Raw genomic sequence first — 17,986 nt, 5'->3', positions numbered from 1 at the left:
ATTTCATCTGGCCAAAAATATCCCGGGGGAGTTGCGCAGCAACGGGGGCAGAGCCCCCATTCGCGCTCACACCCAGAAACTCGCTTGTACTTTTGCCCGACGCATCCCGTCGGGCGTTTCAACCTCGATACTCGTACCCGGGTCCCAATGACTCAGCCGCAGCATTCCAATCGAGACGTTGGTTTCGAAATCCGGCGACCAGGCCGCTGACGTCACCTGCCCCACGCGTTTTCCATCCGCATAAACCGGCCATGGCCTGTCGCAGGGCGGCACGGCATCACCATCAATTGCAATCGGCCTGATCTGCTGAACCGGGCCCTCTTTTGCGACCCGCAGCAAGGCATCTCTGCCAATGCAGCCGATGGCGGTATGCGTATTGCAGAACTTGCCCAGACCACATTCATGCGGCGTGTTGTCGTCTGTCATGTCATTGCCATAGGACAACAGACCGCCTTCGATCCGTTCGATCAGGTTCGGACATCCTGCCCGCACCTCAAGGTCTTCACCCGTCGCAAACAGCGCGTTCCACAGGGGCATTCCGATATCGCCGCCTTCCACGTAGATCTCAAAACCGCCCTGTTTCGAGTAGCCCGAGCGTGCCACCGCCAGATCGCGGCCTTCGAACTGGAACATATCGAACTTGAAAAAGCGGACATCGCGCACCCGGTCTCCGAAGACGCGCGCCATCAGGTCATTTGCCTTTGGCCCCTGCACCGCCAGAGGCGAAACATCCGGCTCATCCACCAGAACATCAAGGCGATACCCGTTGGCCAAGCCTTTGACCCAAAGCAACAAATCGCTGTCGGCAATCGAAACCCACCAGCGATCGTCGGACAGTTTCACAGCTACAGGGTCATTCAGCATTCCGCCGGTTTCATCGACAATCGGCACATAGAAACACTGGCCCGGCAACATCCCCCTCAGATCGCGGGGCGTCAGCATCTGCATCAGACGCGTCGCATCGGGCCCTCGCAACTCCACCTGCCGCTCGCAGGCGACGTCCCACACCTGTACGTGGGTCTTCAGGTGTCGGTAATCGGCTTCGACACTTTCAAAAAGCGTCGGCAGCAGCATTCGGTTGTAAACGGTGTAGGCCTTGGCGCCCGCTGCTTCGACCCCTTCGGAAAACGGAGTACGACGCAGTCGGCGGGACAGAGAAATCTGCGGCATTCAATCCTCCTGCGGCATGAAGACCAGATCGCTGACGGGGGCTGCCGAACCGGTCTCGGTCAGCATCTTGTGCAACTGTCCCCGGTGATGTGTCTGGTGATTGAACATATGGACCACGCATTGCGCGTAAGGCAGTGTAATTTCGGCCTCTTTCGCCGCCGAATACCACGTGAAGGGGCCCGAGAGGATATCGTCGCTCAGGCTGTTCGCCCAATCCTCGATACGGGCGTCCACGGTTTCGCGAAGCGGCAACCACTCTTCCAGATCGGCACACAGAGAGACGCTTTCGTGAATCCCGCCGCCCGCTGTATGGATGTCGACAATCGGACCGGGTCCCTTGTCAAACCGGGACATCCAGATCCAATCGCCCCAAAGCAGATGGTTCGCGGTTCCAAGGATCGATTTGAAAAACGCGCCCCTGTCAAGGGTCAGTTCTTCCGGTGTCAGCTCCTTGAGAAAACCGGCCAACTGATTGTTCTGCCAGCGGTTATAACCCGACATCTCGCGGGCATAGGCTCCGGTGATCATCACTTCGGTCCGTGCCAGTCTATGGGGCAGATTTCAGCAGATTTGCCGCCGAAATCCCACACACGCCCGTAATCGCGCACTTTCGATTTGGTGCCACGAGCCACGATAATGTCCGGCCCCATCCAGTATTTCGAGTTGGACACCATGACGGGATGCTCGGGGTCTTTGCCCGCCAGCATCTCGATCTCGCCCTGAATCTTGCGGCCAATCACGATACGCCGCTTGGTGCCGTCGCGCTCGATCTGAACCGGTGCGCGTTCGGCACCAATGATTTCGCTGACCAGCATGGTGAACAGGCCGGTGGTGCCGCCCGCCTGACCGCTGAAAATCTGGAGCAGGCCGTTATACGCCTTGCCGCTGGCGCGCTCATCGACATAGGCGGCGACCCTCCACTGCCCCTCGCCCATACGGCCCGGAATATCGACCAGCAGGCCCACGTTCAGGCCCGACAGGTCCTCGCCTTCATAGTGACCTTCGTCGATGATTACCCCCATCCACGCATGGCAATGACCCTCGGTCGGCGGGTGCGCGCCCAGCGACACAACACAGGGGCAGAACACGTCGCACGAGCAGTTCAGGATCAACTCACCCTTGATGGCCCATTCCGTCGGGCTCATCTCGCGTCGTTTGGGGTTGGGCATACGGCTGTCGATACGTTGACTGATCGGCAACCTGTCGGCGTCTGGTTTTCTGTTCTTGGCCATAGGTTTATCCTCCGTATGCAAAGTGATGAGCGATCAGGGCCAAGCCGCCCGCGATCAGTAGAAACCCCATGGGTCGGGTCACGGCATGGCCGATCTGGGGGAGTTTTTCCAAAACCATGAACAGGGTCGCCAGCCCCATCCACATCAGGCTCATGACGCCGCCTACAAATCCCAGCGCCATGAAGCCCCAACAGCAGCCGACACAAAACGCACCGAGGCCAAGCCCCATGCGCAATCCGCCGGTGAAGCCGGTTTTCCAATGGCCAAGGAAATAGGTCATCGGGGCGTGGCATACGCCATTGCAGACCTCTTTCGCGCGGGTGAACTGGAACGCGCCAACGGCGATCAGCAACACGCCCGCAAACAATGGCGATTTGGCGATGCCCAGCATGTCCACGACGCCTCCGAACAAAAGCGCAAGCTGGGTGCCGGTGATTAGGGCGGCGAACCCGACCCAGACCAGAAAATACCCGGCCAGAACGCCCAGCCACCCGGCCCTTGTTCCGTTGGCACTGCGGATCAGGTCATCATAGCTGCGGAGCGTCGGCACCAATGTCGGCAGCATCATCGCCGCCATCATGATCGCCCACATCCAGAACAGCGGGCCGAACTCGGCCATGGGCATATACATGTCCATGCGGGGGTCCATGACCCGCATCGCCTGCCCCATTGGGCCGGGACGTCCGATCCAGTCAAGGTCCATGTCCCGGCTCATCGAGAACATGACCCACCAGGCCCACAGAATGAGGGCATAGAACCCAAGCCATAAACCGCTGCGAACCATTGCGCGACTCATGTGATCCTCCCGACTCACCCCTTGCTTTTTCAAATGTCAGACTTTTAAATGTCAGACAAATAAAATCGTCCCATTGGCACCAGATTATGAAAATCGACCCCGAAAATCCGTCTGACTTGTCCGCCCAGATCGCACAGGCCATCAGGAACGCGATCGTATCCGGTGAGTTGATCGTTGACGAGCGCCTGCCGTCCGAAGCGGAGCTGTCCGATCAGTTCCAGGTGTCACGCCCAACGGTGCGCGAGGCGCTGAAACGGCTGGCGGCACAATCGCTGATCCGAACCCAACGCGGTGCCGCGGGTGGCGCGTTTGTGAACCGGCTCAGCTTTGAGGATGCCCATTCGCAGCAGATCACAACCTCGACCCTGTTGCTGTCGATGAACGCCGTCAGCTTCGACACCGCGTGCGAGGCGCGGTATGCGCTGGAACGCGCCTGCGCGCCCCTTTCGGCACAGCGGCGGACAAAGGATCAACTGGCCACCATGCGGGCCGAGATCGATCGCCAATCCAGATCCGGCCTGACGGATGAGGCGTTCTGCGCCTCGGACGTGGCTTTTCACCGCGCGCTGGTCGATGGCGCCGGAAACCCGGTTCTGTCCTATCAGCTTGCCGGCGCCGTCGAGGCGATGCAGCCGCTGATGAACATGATCACCTTCACCGCCCGTTCGCGCGAAGAGATCATCGCCCTTCACACCAAAATAGCCGATGCGCTGGAAGCGAAAGACACCGAAACCGTCGATTCAACGCTTGTTGCGCTTGAAGGTTACACGCGACAACTGGCCCGGGACGTGGCCGACCGAAAACGCAAACAAGCCTGATCTCTGATCCGGCCACTATCGCAGACATAAAGGAAGAACGAGCAGGTAAAATGTCAGCCGGCGTGAAGACCGGAACTCTCAAAAAAGATTGAATCTCAATTGCTAACGGGAGGACGTTATGAACCAAAGACCGGACCCAACCTTTTACCCATCCGCCAAGCTGGCGATGGAGGGCCCGACTGAGACGCTCGCTTTCACGCTGATGCTCAGCCCCGATTTCTCGCAACCTGACGGGCTGGCGGTGGTGAATGTCGATCCGACCTCGGGCGATTTCGGCAAGATCGTGCATCAGGTGATCATGCCGAACAAGGGGGATGAGTTTCACCATTTTGGCTGGAATGCTTGTTCGTCGGCGCTGTCGCCTCTGACCGGTCACGCCTTTCTGGAACGCCGGTATCTAATCGTTCCGGGCATCCGCTCCAGCCGTATTTATGTGATTGACGTGAAAGACCCGCTGAAGGCGAAGATTCACAAGATCATCGAACCCGAGGAAGTCTTTGCCAAGACAGGATATTCCCGCCCGCACACCATCCATTGCGGGCCGGAAGGTATCTATGTCAGCACGCTGGGTGGCGGTGGCAAGGACGGAACAGACGGACCTCCGGGCATCTTCATCATGGACTGCGAAACCTTCGACATCATCGGGCGGTACGAGATCGAGCGTGGTGTGCAGGACAAACACTATGATTTCTGGTGGAACCTGCCGCGTGACTACATGGTCAGTTCCGAATGGGGTCTGCCGCCCCAGTTCGAAAACGGGATCGTGGCCGAGGATCTGCTGTCGAACAAATATGGGCACTCGATCCATTTCTGGAACCTGCGCAACCGCACCAACATCCAGACCATCGATCTGGGCGAGAACCATCAGATGGCGCTGGAAATCCGCCCTGCGCATGATCCGGTCAAGCAATACGGGTTCTGCGGCGTTGTCGTGGACACCACGAACCTGCAAGGCGCGATCTTCACGTGGTGGCGCAACGATGACGGCACTTTTGAGGCCAAAAAGACCATCACCATCGACCCGCAACCGGCTGACCCGGACGACCTGCCTGATTTGCTGAAAGGCTTCTCGGCGGTGCCGCCATTGGTCACTGATATCGACCTGAGTCTGGATGACAAATACCTGTATGTCGCGTGCTGGGGCACCGGTGAGATGCATCAATACGATGTGTCCGACCCGATGAACCCAACGTTGGCGGGCAAGGTCGAAATCGGCGGGATTGTCAAAAAGACCAAGCATCCCAATGGCAAAGACTTTGGCTACGGCCCGCAGATGGTCGAAATCAGCCGCGACGGCAAACGCGTCTACTGGACCAACTCGCTCTATTCCACGTGGGATGATCAGTTCTATCCCAGTGAACGCGGTGCCGCCATGGTCAAGGCCGATGTCGGAGAGACCGGCGGTCTGACGCTGGACCCGAACTTCTGGGTCGACTTCCCCGACGGCTATCGCAGCCACCAGATCCGGCTTGAGGGCGGAGACTGCTCGACCGACAGTTTCTGCTACCCCTCGGTCTGATTTGGAGGTTCTGATGACATCGACGGCCGGCCTTTGGCTGGCCGTTGTGCTCAGCGGTGCCTATCACGGGCTGAATCCGGGAATGGGCTGGCCGCTTGCGGTGTCGTCGGCGCTGATGGAGCAGCGCCAATCCGCCCTATGGCGCGCGTTGGCCGCGTTGGCGGGCGGGCATTTCCTGGCCATGCTGGGGGTGTTGCTGCCCTTTGCCTTGATGGCCGTTCTTGTCGATTACCAAAGAGAGATCCGCATCGGGGCTGCGTTGATCGTCATCGCGATGGGCCTTTACATCGCCGTGACCCGCCGCCATCCGCGCATGTTGTCCCGTATTCCTCCGACCAAACTGGCGCTCTGGTCCTTTCTGGTGGCGCTTGCGCATGGTGCCGCGCTGATGCTGGTTCCGATCTATCTGGGCCTGTGCGGCCTAGATGAGCTCGACGCCGGGCACCGCGCTGTGTCCCAGATCATAACAACCAACGGCCTGCTGGTGCTTGCCGTCGCGGCCATACATACGGCTGCAATGATTTTGGGCGGCGGCATTCTTGCCTATGCCGTCTATCGCTGGTTGGGGTTGCAGTTCCTGTCCCGCAGTTGGTTCAATCTGGAGCTGGTCTGGGCGCTCAGCCTAATTCTGGTCGGCGCTCTTGGCCTGTGGTCAGCGCTTGCGCTTTGATCCGAAACAGGTTTTCTGTGCCTCAAGAAAACCAAGGAGACCCCGATGCAGGACAGCCCCCGACCAACCGAGTTGCTGCGCGATGGCAAACCAGAGGACTGGCAGGCCGCAACCCGCCACGCCTTTACCCGCGAACTGGCCGATGGCACCCTGCCCCTGCACAAGATGCGTTGGTATCTGCAGCAGGACTATCAGTTTGTCGACCGCTTTGTCCGCCTGCTGGCCAGTGCCATCGCCCATGCGCCTTCACTTGCCGACAGCGTCCCTGCTGCGCAGTTCCTTGCGGTCATAACCGGCCCCGAAAACACCTATTTCCTGCGCGCGATGGAGGCTCTGGGTACCGAACCGATCTCGGCGCCCGCCCCGGCTACGCGGGAGTTTCAGGACCTGATGGCCGAGGCCGCAGCCTCGGGCCGGTACCAGAATATGCTGGCTGTGCTGGTGGTGGCCGAATGGATCTATCTGACATGGGCCACGCCGGTGAACCCGCCGAAAGACGATTTACCCTTCTGGTTTGCCGAGTGGATCACACTACATGCCGGCGAAGGGTTTGAGGGCGTGGTGGCGTATCTGCGCACTCAGTTGGATCAGATCTGGCCTGCACTGGATGCATCCGAACAGGCCGAGGTTACACGGCTGTTCCATCGCGCCGTCGAACTGGAACGCGATTTCTTTGACGCCGCCTACGCGGCCTGAACCGGGGGGGGCCGACATGGTCACTACATTGAATGTTATCGCGGCCCTGCTGACCATCGGATTCGGCGCGTTTGGGTTTCTGGCCCCGGCCCACACCGCCTCGGCCCTTGATCTGGCCCCGACCGACAGCACAATGGGACTGTCCGAGATGCGCGCCTCGGTCGGCGGCTTGTTTGTCGTTACCGGAATCGCCGTGATCTGGCTGAACAATCCGATGGCCTATGTGATGCTGGGCGTCGTTTATGCCGGGGCCGCGCTGGGCCGGTTCGTATCGGTTGCGCTGGACAACCCGCCTTTGACCAAGGCGCTGATCTTCGGGGGAATCGAACTGGTTCTGGCGGTCTGGCTCATTGCCGCCAACTTTAACAAGGCAACTTAACCGATTGGGAACGTTAGATTGGTCGGATGACAAACTGAGTTTGCATCCGTCCATCACCTCACCTATATATGGGATGTCCTTCGGGACTATGGACATAAACGCGCTCGTAATAAGCGGATCGGACCCGGGGGCGGTACCCGGCGGCTCCACCAACCATCCTTCGTTTGGGGATTTTGGGGCCGAAACAGGATCGACGAACGTCTAAAGGGGTTAGCTTTGTCTCGGCTGTCTGCCACCGTTACCGGCGAAAACAGTACAATTGCAAACGACAATCGTGCTCCGGTTGCAGTTGCTGCGTAAGCAGTAACAAGACCGAAATCTAAGCCCTTGCGCCTAGCCGCGTAAGGCGGGGTTCGCAGGTACCTGGCAACAGAAACCTGCATTTTCCACATTATGTCTGACAAATATCCGCGAAACTCAGGTCGCGTTCAGAGTTTGTTCACCCATTTCCCCCATCGTCACTCCGGACAGACAGGAGGCCGGAATGACGAATTCAGAGATACTCAGAGAGTGGTATTCCGAGATTTGGGAAAAAGGGAACACCGACGCGATCGAAGATTACTTTGCGCCGGAAACCATGGCCGAAGGGCTGATCCCCGAGATGCAGGTCGGGACTGACGATTTTCGCGATCTGGTCACGGCATTTCGGCACGTTCTGGGCGACATCACGGTGGACATGCCCAAGATCATCGAAAACGGGGATTGGGTGTCGGCGATTCTGAATGTCAAAACCTTCCGGGCCGATAACGGGGCCCCGATCGAAGTCACGGGTCAGGTCATGGCGCGTTTCAAGAACAACAAAATGGTCGAGGCTTATAACCACTTCGACTTCATCTCGTTTTTTGAAGAATTGGGCCAGTTTCCATCCGATACTCTGCCGGTCTGCATGACCGGGCAAAGGCTGGATTGGGTTTGACGCCATGAAATCTTGACCCCTGCGGCCCTCGCGCGTTAGCAAGAAGCATGGGGTAAAATTGCGAACGCCCCGTGAGGCGACAGCCCAAGTTTCGCATGTATCCGAGACTATAAGGAGACATGCCATGGCATCGCCTAACTCTATTTCCCCAAAGCAACTGATGCGTTTGGTCGGAACGCCCCAGTCGCCGACACTTGTCGATGTATGTCTGGACCCTGATTTTGAGGCTGACCCGTTTCTGATCCCCGGTTCGGTTCGTCACCCTGCCGCAGACATTCCGGGGCTTATTCAACGTGTATCCGGCCGCCCTTGTGTGATCGTCTGCCAAAAGGGCAAGAAACTAAGTCAGGGGCTGGTGTCCTGGCTGCGCAGCGAAGGACACCGGGCGGAGTATCTTGAGGGCGGCGTGTTCGCCTGGCGGGATCACCCCGGTGCTTTGCGGGTCCCGGCCTCGGCCCTGCCCGATCCTGTTGATGGCGGGACACTGTGGGTCACGCGCCATCGTCCCAAGATCGACCGGATCGCCTGCCCCTGGCTGATCCGGCGCTTTGTGGACCCCAACGCCCGGTTTCTGTTCGTCGCCCCTGCCGAGGTCGAAAACGTCGCGGAAAAATTCGGCGCGACGCCTTTTGACATCGAAAACACCTTCTGGAGCCACCGGGGCGCGACCTGCACTTTCGACACCATGCTGGATGAGTTTCATCTGCGGTCCGAGCCGCTGGACCGATTGGCCAAAGTGGTCCGGGCGGCGGATACGAACCGCCATGATCTTGCGCCCGAGGCGGCCGGGTTGCTGGCGGTCTCTGTCGGGTTGTCGCGTCAATATCGCGACGATCATGAAAACCTCGAGGCCGGGATGCATCTGTACGATGCCTTGTACCGCTGGGCCCGCGATGGGTTTGATGAAAGCCACGACTGGCCGACAGGCCACCGGCCATGACGCCGACGTTGAAAGAGTTGGTCCGCGTATTTGGCCGCATCGGGCTGCTCTCGTTCGGCGGACCCGCTGCCCAGATCTCGTTGATGCATCAGGAACTGGTCGAACGCCGCCCCTGGCTGGATGAGCAAACCTATCTGCGCGCCCTGTCGCTGTGCATGCTGCTGCCGGGCCCCGAGGCGATGCAACTGGCCACCTATGCTGGCTGGCGTCTGCGCGGTGTGCCCGGCGGCTTGATTGCAGGCAGCCTGTTCGTCCTGCCCGGCGCTGTCGTCATCGCCCTGCTCGTCGCGCTCTATGCCGCTTTCGGAGAACTGCCGCTGGTGCAGGCGGCCTTTCTGGGCGTCAAGGCAACGGTGATTGTCATCGTCCTGCAGGCCTTGCGCAACCTGTCGCGCAAGGCGCTGACGGACCCGGAACATCGCATAATCGCCGGGTTGGGTTTTCTGGCGATTTTCCTGCTGAACCTGCCCTTCCCCCTGATCATTCTGGCCGCCGCCCTGTGGGGATACGCAACCTTCAAGGGCTCTGCCCCGGTGGCCGAGCCGCCCTCCAGCCCAAGTCTCACGCGCCCGCTGCGCACCGTTGCGATCTGGCTGCCGCTTTGGCTGGGGCCGCTGTTTGTCCTCAGCTTAACCGGTCAGCAACTGCTCTCTGATCTGGGCTGGTTCTTTGCGCGCCTTGCCGTTGTCACCTTTGGCGGTGCCTATGCGGTACTGGCCTATATGACGCAGACGGTTGTGGACCAGTACAACTGGATCAGCACCGATCAGATGATCGACGCGCTTGGGCTGGCGGAAACCACGCCCGGCCCCCTTATTCTGGTCACGCAGTTTGTCGCGATGCTGACGGGGCAGATGAGCGGTGGCCCCCCGCTTGCGCTGGCGGCCGGTGCGGTTGCACTGTGGGCCACGTTCGTGCCGTGTTTTCTGTGGATTTTTCTGGCGTCCCCGTTTCTGGACCAGTTGGCAGCCCGCCCGCGCCTGTCGGCGGCCCTGCACGGGATCACCGCCGCAGTGGTCGGCGTGATTCTCAACCTCTCCGTGTGGTTCGCCCTGAATGTTCTTTTCGACTCGGTGCCGCAAAAATCATGGGGTCCGGTCACTGTGCCCCTGCCGGATACCGGCACGCTCGACTATATCGGTCTGATCCTGACGATTGTCGCTGGGGTATTGATATTCCGACTAAAATCAGGGATGGCAACCACGTTGTTTCTGATGGCTGGCGCGGGAATGGTCGTGCACTTTTTCTGATCAATCCGATCACAGGTGCCCTTTCGTTTCCGAACAAAAGCCCTATGCTAAACTCACCACTTTTGAGGATGACACATGTCGCAGGACATCGATTATGGAAATCTGATGCACACCGCGATGCGCGGTTTGATCAAGACTGTTCTGAAAGGCGTTTCCGAAACCGGTTTGCCCGGCGCCCATCATTTTTTCATCACCTTTGATACCCGCGAACACGGTGTCGAAATCGCCGACTGGCTGCGCGAACGCTACCCGGAAGAGATGACGATCGTCATGCAGCACTGGTTTGAAAACCTCGAGGTTGGTGAGACTGGTTTTGCGATCACTCTGAACTTCGGCGACGCGCCCGAGCCGCTTTATATCCCCTATGCGGCCATCAAAACCTTTGTGGACCCATCGGTGGAGTTCGGTTTGCGCTTCGAAAGCCCCGAGGATGAGATGGACGAAGATCCCATCGTTGAAGAACCGATCGAGGTCGTGGAAGAGGAAGCGCACCACGACGCAGATGTCGTGTCGCTGGACAGTTTCCGAAAGTGAGACATCACAACCCGTTCTGCGCGGCGTTTACTGTTTCTCAAGAAAGGTATTGATCGACCGGGATTTCTCGCCGTTTCTAAACCGTGAGAAGGACAGGTTAAGCCCGCCGTCAGCCAGCGTTCGGTCATATTGCTGCAACTCGTACCCGCCGTTTTCCGCGATAAACAGTGAAAACACCGTCAGTGTTGGACCTTCGATACGGCCCCAGACAAAGGGTTCCCCCTTCATCGGGTCCAGGGGAACCTCATGCCCGAATACATTGCGCTTCATCGCGGCCGAAAAGACATCGGGGCGCCCTGAAGGCTGGAAATCGACCGAGAATTTCTGTTGTTTGACGCGCCCGTCTCCCCGGTAGGTGGTCGTCGTCCAACTGACATTGAACCCGTTTTGGGTTTCGTGGATCGACACGCTCATATCCCGGGGCGTTTCCGTACCGTCCTCATCCACCAGAGTCGCCGAACCGGTATAATCTCCGACGAACGGGGTGATTTCCGACGCGCGAACCTGCATGGTCGCGACGGCGGTCCAAAGCAGAACACCCGCAAAAAAGGCAACGAATCTAAGGCTGAATGTCTGAACCGGTATCCGCACTCTGTCCTCCAACCTGATGCCAGAACCATTGTAGCCAAGCCTGCGTCGCGCACAATGGCGCAATCCCGGCGATAGCAACAAATTTGACGCGCCCAAGCGCCTATACCTTTGCCAGCCGTGAGTTTATGGTGCGCGCAACTGGCCGATTGCGCCACAGCCTTGCTGCGGGTAAACGGCATACGACTGCATACCAGACGGAGAACCCGATGTCTCAGACCCGCACCGAAACCGACAGCTTTGGCCCGCTGGAGGTTCCCGCCGACAAATATTGGGGCGCGCAAACGCAGCGTTCGATCATGAATTTCCCCATCGGCTGGGAAAAACAGCCCGTGGCCATCGTGCGTGCGCTGGGCGTGATCAAGAAAGCCTGCGCGATGGAGAACAAAGCCATCGGCAAGCTGGACGCTAAGATCGCGGATGCCGTCATTCAGGCCGCTGGTGAGGTGATCGAAGGCAAGTTCGACGACAATTTCCCGCTGGTCGTGTGGCAGACCGGTTCGGGCACGCAGTCGAACATGAACTCGAACGAGGTCATCGCCAACCGCGCGATCGAGATTCTTGGCGGCGTGATCGGCTCGAAAGACCCGGTGCATCCGAACGATCATTGCAATATGGGGCAGTCGTCTAATGACACCTTCCCCACCGCCATGCACATTGCCACCGCAACCAGCGTGCGCGATGTTCTGTTGCCGGGCCTGACGAAACTGGCAGCGGCGCTGGAAAAGAAAGCCACCGAGTTTGCCGGCATCATCAAGATCGGCCGCACGCACACGCAGGACGCGACCCCTCTGACGCTGGAGCAGGAATTTGGCGCCTATGCGCATCAGATCCGTCAGGGCATTGCCCGCGTCGAAGCCGCGATGCCGGGGATTTACGAACTGGCGCAGGGCGGCACCGCCGTCGGCACCGGACTGAACACGCATCATGGTTGGGATGAAGCGGTTGCGGCGAACATGGCCGAAATCACCGGCCTGCCCTTCGTCACCGCCCCCAACAAGTTCGAGGCTCTGGCAGCCCACGACGCCATGGTGTTCCTGTCGGGCGCTTTGGCGACGATTGCAGGGTCTTGCTACAAAATCGCCAACGACATCCGCCTGTTGGGCTCTGGCCCGCGCTCGGGTCTGGGGGAACTGATTCTGCCCGAGAATGAGCCCGGATCGTCGATCATGCCCGGCAAGGTCAATCCGACCCAGGCCGAGGCGCTGACGCAGGTTGCGGCCCATGTGATGGGCAACGACGCGGCCATCAAGTTTGCCGGATCGCAGGGGCACTTCCAGTTGAACGTCTACAACCCGATGATGTCCTATAACCTGTTGCAATCCATCCAGCTTTTGGGCGACGCAACCGACAGCTTTACCGAGCGGATGCTGCTGGGCATTCAGGCCAACGAGCCGCGCATCGACAAGCTGATGAAGGAATCGCTGATGCTGGTCACGGCGCTGGCCCCGACCATCGGCTACGACAACGCGACCACAGTGGCCAAAACCGCGCATAAGAACGGCACGACCCTCAAGGAAGAGGCCATTGCGCTGGGCTTTGTCGACGAAGACACCTTTGACGCCGTTGTGCGCCCCGAGCAGATGATCGGGCCGAAAGCAAAATGAGCAAACCGGTCAATCTGAACCGGTATCGAAAAGAAAAAGCGCGGGCCGAGAAAAAGGCCCGCGCCGACCAGAACGCGGCCAAGTTCGGACAGAGCAAGGCTGAAAAGCAGGTCGTAAAGCTTCGGCAGGACAAACAGCGCCGCGATCTGGACGGCCATGAGATCGACGAATGAGCGGTCGCCCTGTCAAACGATCCCTGACCCTCAAAGGTCATCGCACCTCGGTCTCGCTTGAGGATGAATTCTGGCAGGCCTTTCGCGACATTGCGCGCGAAAAGGATATTCCAATCAACGTTCTGGCGGCTGAGATTGACGTGGCGCGCGACCCAGAAACCGGTCTTGCCTCGGCCATTCGCGTCTATATTCTGGACTGGTATCGCGGAACGCGCGACGCCTGACGGAGGTCCGATCCATGCACATCATCCTGCTTCGCTTTTCGTCCAACAAAGACAAGGTCTCGGACCATGTCGAGGCGCATCGCAAATGGCTTCAGACGGGGTTTGACAAAGGTCTTTTCCTGCTCGCAGGCACGTTGAAGGCTGGTGTGGGCGGCGGAATTCTGGCCTCGTCTCACGACCCGGAGGCATTGGTCGAATTCGTCAACCAGGACCCGTTCGTGGTGGCCGACGTGGTGACAGCGGAAATCCTGGAAATGGAACCCGCCCGCGCCGATGACCGCCTGAGTTTTCTGTTGCAGTGAGGGTCCAATGACCAAAACCGTTTCCGGCCCCGATAGCAAACCGCGCTGCGCCTGGTGCCAGTCCGCGCCCGAGTTTTTCGATTATCACGATACGGAATGGGGCTATCCTGTAGCGGACGATCAGCGTCTGTTCGAAAAACTGTGCCTCGAAAGCTTTCAGTCCGGTCTGAGTTGGCGCACGATCCTTGCCAAGCGCGAGAATTTTCGCAAAGCGTTTTCCGGGTTTGATTTCAACAAGGTGGCTGCCTTTACAGACGCAGACACTGAACGCCTGCTTCAGGACAAGGGCATCATCCGCCATCGCGGCAAGATCGAAGCGGTTATCAACAACGCCCGCCGGGCGCAGGAGTTGATTGCCGACGAAGGCTCTTTGGCGGCCTATGTCTGGCGGCATGAGGCCGACAGCCCGCCCGAGCCGCAGACCGCGTCCACGTCACCAGAATCAATTGCGATGTCCAAGGACCTGAAAAAGCGGGGCTGGAAATTCGTCGGCCCCACCACAGTGTTCGCATTCATGCAGGCGATGGGATTGGTCAACGACCATGCCGAGGGCTGCGTGATGCGGGAAAAAGCGGCGCGGTTGCGCCGCGAGTTCGTCAAACCAGAATAAAACGGTGCCCCGCAGGGCACCCAGGATCACACCGACGCGCGGAAAATCTTGTCGATATTGCCGCCGAGCGCTGCGTTGAATTCAGCCTCGGACTGCTGCTTTGCAAGACCTTCGGTCAAGGCGCGCGAGAATGACGCGATCATTTTGCCGTTCTGGTCCAGCAGGTCGCAGGCCTCTTCGGTCGAATAGCCGCCCGACAGCGCAACAACGCGTACAACGCGCGGGTGATCTGCCACTTCGTCATACAGGTTCGCCTGCGTGGGCAGGGTCAGTTTCAGCATGACATCCTGCCCCTCGTCCAACTGATTAAGGTTTTTCAGCAGTTCGGCTTTCAGAATATCCTCAGCCTCGACCTTGGTTTCCGAGTGAATGTTCACTTCCGGTTCAACAATCGGGATCATGCCCGCGGCGACAACCTCGCGCGCGACGTCGAATTGCTGGGCGACCACGGCGGCGATGCCGTCGGCATTGGCCTCGTGGATCACCGAGCGCTCTTTGGTGCCGAACACGCCGTCGGCCTTGGCCAGCGTATCCGCCAGCCCCGGGATGGGCTTCATCATCTGAACGCCATTGGCCTGCTCTTCCAGACCTTTGTCGATTTTCAGAAACGGCACGATGCCTTTGACCGACCACAGGTAGTCGGCGACCTTGCGGCCCTCGATCTCTTCGCCCAGCGTGCGTTCGAACAGGATTGCGCCGATCACTTTGTTCTTGGTGAAATCATCCGCCAGAATGATCCGCGCGCGCATCTTCTGGATTTCGTCGAACATCTCGGCGTCCGAGCTGTAGTCCGAGGCTTCAACACCATAAAGCGCCAGCGCCTTGGGGGTCGATCCGCCGCTTTGATCCAGTGCTGCAATGAACCCTGCACCGTTGGACATCTGCGCGCGCTGTTCTGCTTTGGACATAATACGTTCCCATTCAATATTGATTCCGGTTTCATTCCCCGCATACCGCAGGTGGGTCGGGGATGGTAGTTTGTTAGCGCTCAACCAGTCGCAACCAAATCCCATCCTTCGATCGAACCGTCAGATGCGCGACCGGAACCGGGGTTTTGCCCTTGATTGTTTCGAATTTGAAATGGCGCAGCAGCATCGACAGGATCAGGGGCCCTTCGACCATGGCGAACCCGGCACCTGTGCAAACGCGGGGACCGGCTGAGAACGGAATATACGCCTGTCGCTGACAGGTCTTGCCATTTTCCGTTGACCATCTGGACGGGTCGAAAGCGTCGGGGTTGTTCCACAGCCGCTCTTGCCGGTGCAGATGCCAAGGGCTGATCACGATCTGGGATCGTGTCGGCACGTCCCGGTTGCGAAACCGTTCCGGGCAAGTGGCCTCGCGCACCATCATCGGGACCGGAGGGTAGAGCCGCAGCGCCTCGCGGAACACATCGCGGCTGATACGGAGCTTTGACACCACCGCGAAGGACGGATCGTCCAGCGCCCGCGCCTCTTCCGCGACCCGTTCCTGCCAATCTGGGTAAAGCGCCATCAGGTACAGGGTCCAGGCCAGAGCGGAAGCACTGGTTTCGTGACCCGCGAGGAAGAAAATCGCGACCTGATCGACCATCTCGTGCGTCTCGAAACACTGACCCGAGACCGGATCGGGCGTGGTCATGATTTTGGTCGCCAGATCGTCCGGCGCTTTGCCCGCTGCGATGGCGGCGGCGCGTTCACTGGTCAGGCGGCCAATCAGGTCCCGAATATCGCGGGCGTTCCGTCGGGTGGCACGCGAATGAAACCGGGGCAACCAACGCGGCAATGGCACAAAAGCTGCGAGGTTCAAAAGCGGTTGCTCGCGCTGATAGGCCTTGAATTTCTGAAACACCTGAGCGGCGATTTCGTGTTCGATGGGAACGGAAAACAACGTGCGGAAAATCACGTCAGCGGCGGCGTGAGAGGTCACCTCCTCACACTCGACCTCAGTTCCGGCGTGCGGTCTCAATCGATCCGCGCAAGCCAGAGAGGCCGCCAGCATCGCCGGAAAGGTATCCTTCAGCCGTCCGCCCTCAAACGCGGGGTCGATGATCCGCCGCTGGCGTTTCCACGTCTCGCCATTGGTCAGAAAGACCGACTCGCCCAGCAATGGGCGCAGACCCTCGCTGATACGGCTGGATTTTGGAAAGTTGTCCGGGCGTTGTTTCAGCACCGTGTCTATCAAGTCGGGCTGGTTGATCAGGAAAGATCGGAAGAACGGCGTTCGAAACTCGGCCATCCACGCGCGGTACAGGCGCTGCGGTTGGGCCGACAGCAGATCCTGCCGGAACAGTTTCATGTATCGCCACAGCGAGACCTTGTCGGGGCGCGGATCGGGTTTGGGCGGCGTCATGCGCAAACCGAGGTGTATCGGGAAACGGGCTTTTCAATGCGAGACCGGGACGGGGCGCTACCCGCAAAGCGGCTGCGCAATGTCCGGGGGCCGGCGGTGATGCGGAAGTAATCGTACCGGCCCGGCTGATCGAAGGCGCAGAGATATTGAAAATGTAGCCGAAAAAAGCGCCACCTCAGGGCCTGCCACCGGTCTGGCGAAAGGGTTTGGGTAAAGGCCGCCGACAGGACCAACGGCCACCGTTTGTCCGGCCCGGCAACGCCGCTGACCGCCACCGGATCGCATAATGCAAAGGCACAGCCGTCACCCGGCGCCGAAACATCGACCCATGTCAAATCCGGTTGCGTGGACAGAAACCGCAGATCGTCGCGCAGGCGATAGGCTTTCGGCAGGAACGACACCATAGGCACCACCTGGCCCAGAGACAGAAACGACAGAGACGGGCCGCCATTCCTTGCCCCGCGAGCCCGCATGACATCGGCCAGCACCGAGACCCCAAGATGCGCGCCAGAGCTATGGCCGACGATCAGCACCTCATCCACATCCTCGTTAAGCGCCTGAGTGATGAGGTCACGGAACCTGTCCAGACGGGCCTGCAATTCGGCGGAAATTTCCCCCCGAAATCGCGCGGAATAGGCGTAATCGTGCATCAGGTAATAGGCGAACAGGCGGTTATCGATCTTCCGAAACCAATGCAGCAAGCCATAAGCCGCTGCCAGCGCCGGAACGAGGCCCAGCCAACCGACAAACGGTTGCAGCAAGGCGGTTATTCCAATCGCGACCCCGATAGACGCCAGAAGCTGCAGCACAAGCATCCCAACCGGGTAGAGCGCCGCAATCACCGGCCCCTTGCGCAGCCGCATCAGCCGCCACAGCGCACCGGTTGACATGTAAATCCAAGCCGTACGCGCCAGTTCCATATACGTCGCCGGGATCGACCCCGACATGCTGTCGCGCACGATATCGGACCAGACAAGCACCTCGACATCTGTTTCAACCTCGGTGCCGTCCTGATGCGACACCACATGCCAGCCAAATGGCCCCTCCTCGCCCGGTTTGGCGGAAACGGTGATCTGGTAGCCGGAAATATCGGCCTGAGCCTGCGATTCCGTGCGGTACAACTCACGATATCGCCGGGGAGGGAACGGGTCATAGCCGGGTACATAAAACACCCGGCGTCTGCGCACCTGAGGCTGAATTGTTTGACTGCTCATTGCCTTACCTTCTGCCG

At 59.3% G+C, this 17,986-nt stretch carries 22 protein-coding genes and 1 other RNA gene; 15 read left to right on the top strand and 8 right to left on the bottom strand.

All coding sequences use genetic code 11. The annotated features are described in order from the left end of the window. Positions 1-66 precede the first annotated feature (66 nt). The 4 genes from ACR0EZ_RS03250 to ACR0EZ_RS03235 are packed head-to-tail and all read right to left on the bottom strand — an operon-like array spanning position 67 to position 3,198. Positions 67-1,170, bottom strand: coding sequence for a dimethylsulfoniopropionate demethylase (locus tag ACR0EZ_RS03250; RefSeq protein ID WP_480610767.1), 1,104 nt, complete (start codon positions 1,168-1,170; stop codon positions 67-69). Next, positions 1,171-1,698, bottom strand: coding sequence for a DinB family protein (locus tag ACR0EZ_RS03245; protein WP_480611148.1), 528 nt, complete (start codon positions 1,696-1,698; stop codon positions 1,171-1,173). After that, the gene (locus tag ACR0EZ_RS03240) at positions 1,698-2,402 is read right to left on the bottom strand and encodes a DUF1326 domain-containing protein (protein ID WP_480610764.1); all 705 of its coding nucleotides are present in this window, start codon (positions 2,400-2,402) and stop codon (positions 1,698-1,700) included. The genes ACR0EZ_RS03245 and ACR0EZ_RS03240 overlap by 1 nt, the downstream gene beginning before the upstream one ends. A 4-nt stretch (positions 2,403-2,406) precedes the next feature. Next, complete coding sequence (locus tag ACR0EZ_RS03235; RefSeq protein ID WP_480610761.1) at positions 2,407-3,198, bottom strand: DUF2182 domain-containing protein; 792 nt, start codon at positions 3,196-3,198, stop codon at positions 2,407-2,409. 86 nt (positions 3,199-3,284) lie between these two features. Between ACR0EZ_RS03235 and ACR0EZ_RS03230 the strand changes: the two genes are divergently transcribed. From ACR0EZ_RS03230 to ACR0EZ_RS03185, 10 genes are all read left to right on the top strand, one after another. Further along, entirely contained in the window at positions 3,285-4,016 is a 732-nt protein-coding gene (locus ACR0EZ_RS03230) for a FadR/GntR family transcriptional regulator (RefSeq protein WP_480610758.1), read from the top strand. 118 nt (positions 4,017-4,134) lie between these two features. Next, on the top strand, positions 4,135-5,535 hold the full coding sequence (locus ACR0EZ_RS03225) for a selenium-binding protein SBP56-related protein (protein WP_480610755.1): 1,401 nt from the start codon (positions 4,135-4,137) through the stop codon (positions 5,533-5,535). Between the two features lie 13 nt (positions 5,536-5,548). Further along, entirely contained in the window at positions 5,549-6,205 is a 657-nt protein-coding gene (locus ACR0EZ_RS03220; RefSeq protein WP_480610752.1) for a hypothetical protein, read from the top strand. Between the two features lie 45 nt (positions 6,206-6,250). After that, complete coding sequence (locus ACR0EZ_RS03215; RefSeq protein ID WP_480610749.1) at positions 6,251-6,901, top strand: TenA family protein; 651 nt, start codon at positions 6,251-6,253, stop codon at positions 6,899-6,901. A gap of 16 nt (positions 6,902-6,917) precedes the next feature. Continuing rightward, positions 6,918-7,280, top strand: coding sequence for a DUF4345 family protein (locus tag ACR0EZ_RS03210; protein WP_480610746.1), 363 nt, complete (start codon positions 6,918-6,920; stop codon positions 7,278-7,280). A 36-nt stretch (positions 7,281-7,316) separates the two neighbouring features. Next, positions 7,317-7,664: a transfer-messenger RNA gene (gene ssrA, locus ACR0EZ_RS03205) on the top strand. A 100-nt stretch (positions 7,665-7,764) separates the two neighbouring features. Further along, positions 7,765-8,196: an ester cyclase gene (locus ACR0EZ_RS03200; protein WP_480610743.1), complete on the top strand. Its 432-nt coding sequence runs from the start codon at positions 7,765-7,767 to the stop codon at positions 8,194-8,196. Between the two features lie 124 nt (positions 8,197-8,320). Beyond that, positions 8,321-9,136, top strand: coding sequence for a chromate resistance protein ChrB domain-containing protein (locus ACR0EZ_RS03195; RefSeq protein WP_480610740.1), 816 nt, complete (start codon positions 8,321-8,323; stop codon positions 9,134-9,136). After that, positions 9,133-10,386: a chromate efflux transporter gene (gene chrA / locus ACR0EZ_RS03190; protein ID WP_480610738.1), complete on the top strand. Its 1,254-nt coding sequence runs from the start codon at positions 9,133-9,135 to the stop codon at positions 10,384-10,386. Before ACR0EZ_RS03195 ends, chrA begins: the two co-directional genes overlap by 4 nt. A 75-nt stretch (positions 10,387-10,461) precedes the next feature. Then, complete coding sequence (locus tag ACR0EZ_RS03185; protein ID WP_480610736.1) at positions 10,462-10,920, top strand: SspB family protein; 459 nt, start codon at positions 10,462-10,464, stop codon at positions 10,918-10,920. 27 nt (positions 10,921-10,947) lie between these two features. Here the strand turns inward: ACR0EZ_RS03185 and ACR0EZ_RS03180 are convergent, their stop codons facing one another. Continuing rightward, positions 10,948-11,430 carry a hypothetical protein gene (locus tag ACR0EZ_RS03180; RefSeq protein ID WP_480610733.1) on the bottom strand — a complete coding sequence of 161 codons (483 nt, stop codon included), beginning with the start codon at positions 11,428-11,430 and terminating at the stop codon, positions 10,948-10,950. Between the two features lie 287 nt (positions 11,431-11,717). On the opposite strand from ACR0EZ_RS03180, the gene fumC reads away from it, so the two are divergent. The 5 genes from fumC to ACR0EZ_RS03155 are packed head-to-tail and all read left to right on the top strand — an operon-like array spanning position 11,718 to position 14,424. Continuing rightward, positions 11,718-13,115 carry a class II fumarate hydratase gene (gene fumC / locus ACR0EZ_RS03175; protein WP_480610730.1) on the top strand — a complete coding sequence of 466 codons (1,398 nt, stop codon included), beginning with the start codon at positions 11,718-11,720 and terminating at the stop codon, positions 13,113-13,115. Then, on the top strand, positions 13,112-13,288 hold the full coding sequence (locus ACR0EZ_RS03170; RefSeq protein ID WP_480610727.1) for a DUF4169 family protein: 177 nt from the start codon (positions 13,112-13,114) through the stop codon (positions 13,286-13,288). The genes fumC and ACR0EZ_RS03170 overlap by 4 nt, the downstream gene beginning before the upstream one ends. Next, positions 13,285-13,512 (top strand): ribbon-helix-helix domain-containing protein, encoded by a 228-nt coding sequence (locus ACR0EZ_RS03165; protein ID WP_480610725.1) that lies wholly within the window; start codon positions 13,285-13,287, stop codon positions 13,510-13,512. The genes ACR0EZ_RS03170 and ACR0EZ_RS03165 overlap by 4 nt, the downstream gene beginning before the upstream one ends. Before the next feature lie 14 nt (positions 13,513-13,526). Beyond that, positions 13,527-13,814: a YciI family protein gene (locus ACR0EZ_RS03160; RefSeq protein WP_480610722.1), complete on the top strand. Its 288-nt coding sequence runs from the start codon at positions 13,527-13,529 to the stop codon at positions 13,812-13,814. 7 nt (positions 13,815-13,821) lie between these two features. Further along, positions 13,822-14,424 (top strand): DNA-3-methyladenine glycosylase I, encoded by a 603-nt coding sequence (locus ACR0EZ_RS03155; protein ID WP_480610719.1) that lies wholly within the window; start codon positions 13,822-13,824, stop codon positions 14,422-14,424. Between the two features lie 26 nt (positions 14,425-14,450). On the opposite strand, the gene ACR0EZ_RS03150 is transcribed toward ACR0EZ_RS03155, so the two are convergent. From ACR0EZ_RS03150 to ACR0EZ_RS03140, 3 genes are all read right to left on the bottom strand, one after another. Continuing rightward, a complete protein-coding gene (locus ACR0EZ_RS03150; protein ID WP_480610716.1) occupies positions 14,451-15,332 on the bottom strand; it encodes a fructose bisphosphate aldolase in 882 nt (293 codons plus the stop codon). 73 nt (positions 15,333-15,405) lie between these two features. Beyond that, entirely contained in the window at positions 15,406-16,755 is a 1,350-nt protein-coding gene (locus ACR0EZ_RS03145) for a cytochrome P450 (protein WP_480610713.1), read from the bottom strand. Next, positions 16,752-17,969, bottom strand: coding sequence for a hypothetical protein (locus ACR0EZ_RS03140; protein WP_480610710.1), 1,218 nt, complete (start codon positions 17,967-17,969; stop codon positions 16,752-16,754). Before ACR0EZ_RS03140 ends, ACR0EZ_RS03145 begins: the two co-directional genes overlap by 4 nt. Between the last annotated feature and the right edge of the window lie 17 nt (positions 17,970-17,986).

The organism is Ruegeria sp. AK4, from assembly GCF_056541025.1.
This window is presented reverse-complemented; position numbering and strand designations above follow the sequence as displayed.

Coding starts and splice junctions, on each gene's coding strand:
- ACR0EZ_RS03145 (WP_480610713.1), bottom strand. CDS start 16,755: ATGACGCCGCCCAAACCCGATCCGCGCCCCGACAAGGTCTCGCTGTGG.
- ACR0EZ_RS03225 (WP_480610755.1), top strand. CDS start 4,135: ATGAACCAAAGACCGGACCCAACCTTTTACCCATCCGCCAAGCTGGCG.
- ACR0EZ_RS03165 (WP_480610725.1), top strand. CDS start 13,285: ATGAGCGGTCGCCCTGTCAAACGATCCCTGACCCTCAAAGGTCATCGC.
- ACR0EZ_RS03245 (WP_480611148.1), bottom strand. CDS start 1,698: ATGATCACCGGAGCCTATGCCCGCGAGATGTCGGGTTATAACCGCTGG.
- fumC (WP_480610730.1), top strand. CDS start 11,718: ATGTCTCAGACCCGCACCGAAACCGACAGCTTTGGCCCGCTGGAGGTT.
- ACR0EZ_RS03150 (WP_480610716.1), bottom strand. CDS start 15,332: ATGTCCAAAGCAGAACAGCGCGCGCAGATGTCCAACGGTGCAGGGTTC.
- ACR0EZ_RS03160 (WP_480610722.1), top strand. CDS start 13,527: ATGCACATCATCCTGCTTCGCTTTTCGTCCAACAAAGACAAGGTCTCG.
- ACR0EZ_RS03240 (WP_480610764.1), bottom strand. CDS start 2,402: ATGGCCAAGAACAGAAAACCAGACGCCGACAGGTTGCCGATCAGTCAA.
- ACR0EZ_RS03235 (WP_480610761.1), bottom strand. CDS start 3,198: ATGAGTCGCGCAATGGTTCGCAGCGGTTTATGGCTTGGGTTCTATGCC.
- ACR0EZ_RS03195 (WP_480610740.1), top strand. CDS start 8,321: ATGGCATCGCCTAACTCTATTTCCCCAAAGCAACTGATGCGTTTGGTC.
- chrA (WP_480610738.1), top strand. CDS start 9,133: ATGACGCCGACGTTGAAAGAGTTGGTCCGCGTATTTGGCCGCATCGGG.
- ACR0EZ_RS03155 (WP_480610719.1), top strand. CDS start 13,822: ATGACCAAAACCGTTTCCGGCCCCGATAGCAAACCGCGCTGCGCCTGG.
- ACR0EZ_RS03170 (WP_480610727.1), top strand. CDS start 13,112: ATGAGCAAACCGGTCAATCTGAACCGGTATCGAAAAGAAAAAGCGCGG.
- ACR0EZ_RS03200 (WP_480610743.1), top strand. CDS start 7,765: ATGACGAATTCAGAGATACTCAGAGAGTGGTATTCCGAGATTTGGGAA.
- ACR0EZ_RS03250 (WP_480610767.1), bottom strand. CDS start 1,170: ATGCCGCAGATTTCTCTGTCCCGCCGACTGCGTCGTACTCCGTTTTCC.
- ACR0EZ_RS03140 (WP_480610710.1), bottom strand. CDS start 17,969: ATGAGCAGTCAAACAATTCAGCCTCAGGTGCGCAGACGCCGGGTGTTT.
- ACR0EZ_RS03185 (WP_480610736.1), top strand. CDS start 10,462: ATGTCGCAGGACATCGATTATGGAAATCTGATGCACACCGCGATGCGC.
- ACR0EZ_RS03215 (WP_480610749.1), top strand. CDS start 6,251: ATGCAGGACAGCCCCCGACCAACCGAGTTGCTGCGCGATGGCAAACCA.
- ACR0EZ_RS03220 (WP_480610752.1), top strand. CDS start 5,549: ATGACATCGACGGCCGGCCTTTGGCTGGCCGTTGTGCTCAGCGGTGCC.
- ACR0EZ_RS03210 (WP_480610746.1), top strand. CDS start 6,918: ATGGTCACTACATTGAATGTTATCGCGGCCCTGCTGACCATCGGATTC.
- ACR0EZ_RS03230 (WP_480610758.1), top strand. CDS start 3,285: ATGAAAATCGACCCCGAAAATCCGTCTGACTTGTCCGCCCAGATCGCA.
- ACR0EZ_RS03180 (WP_480610733.1), bottom strand. CDS start 11,430: ATGCAGGTTCGCGCGTCGGAAATCACCCCGTTCGTCGGAGATTATACC.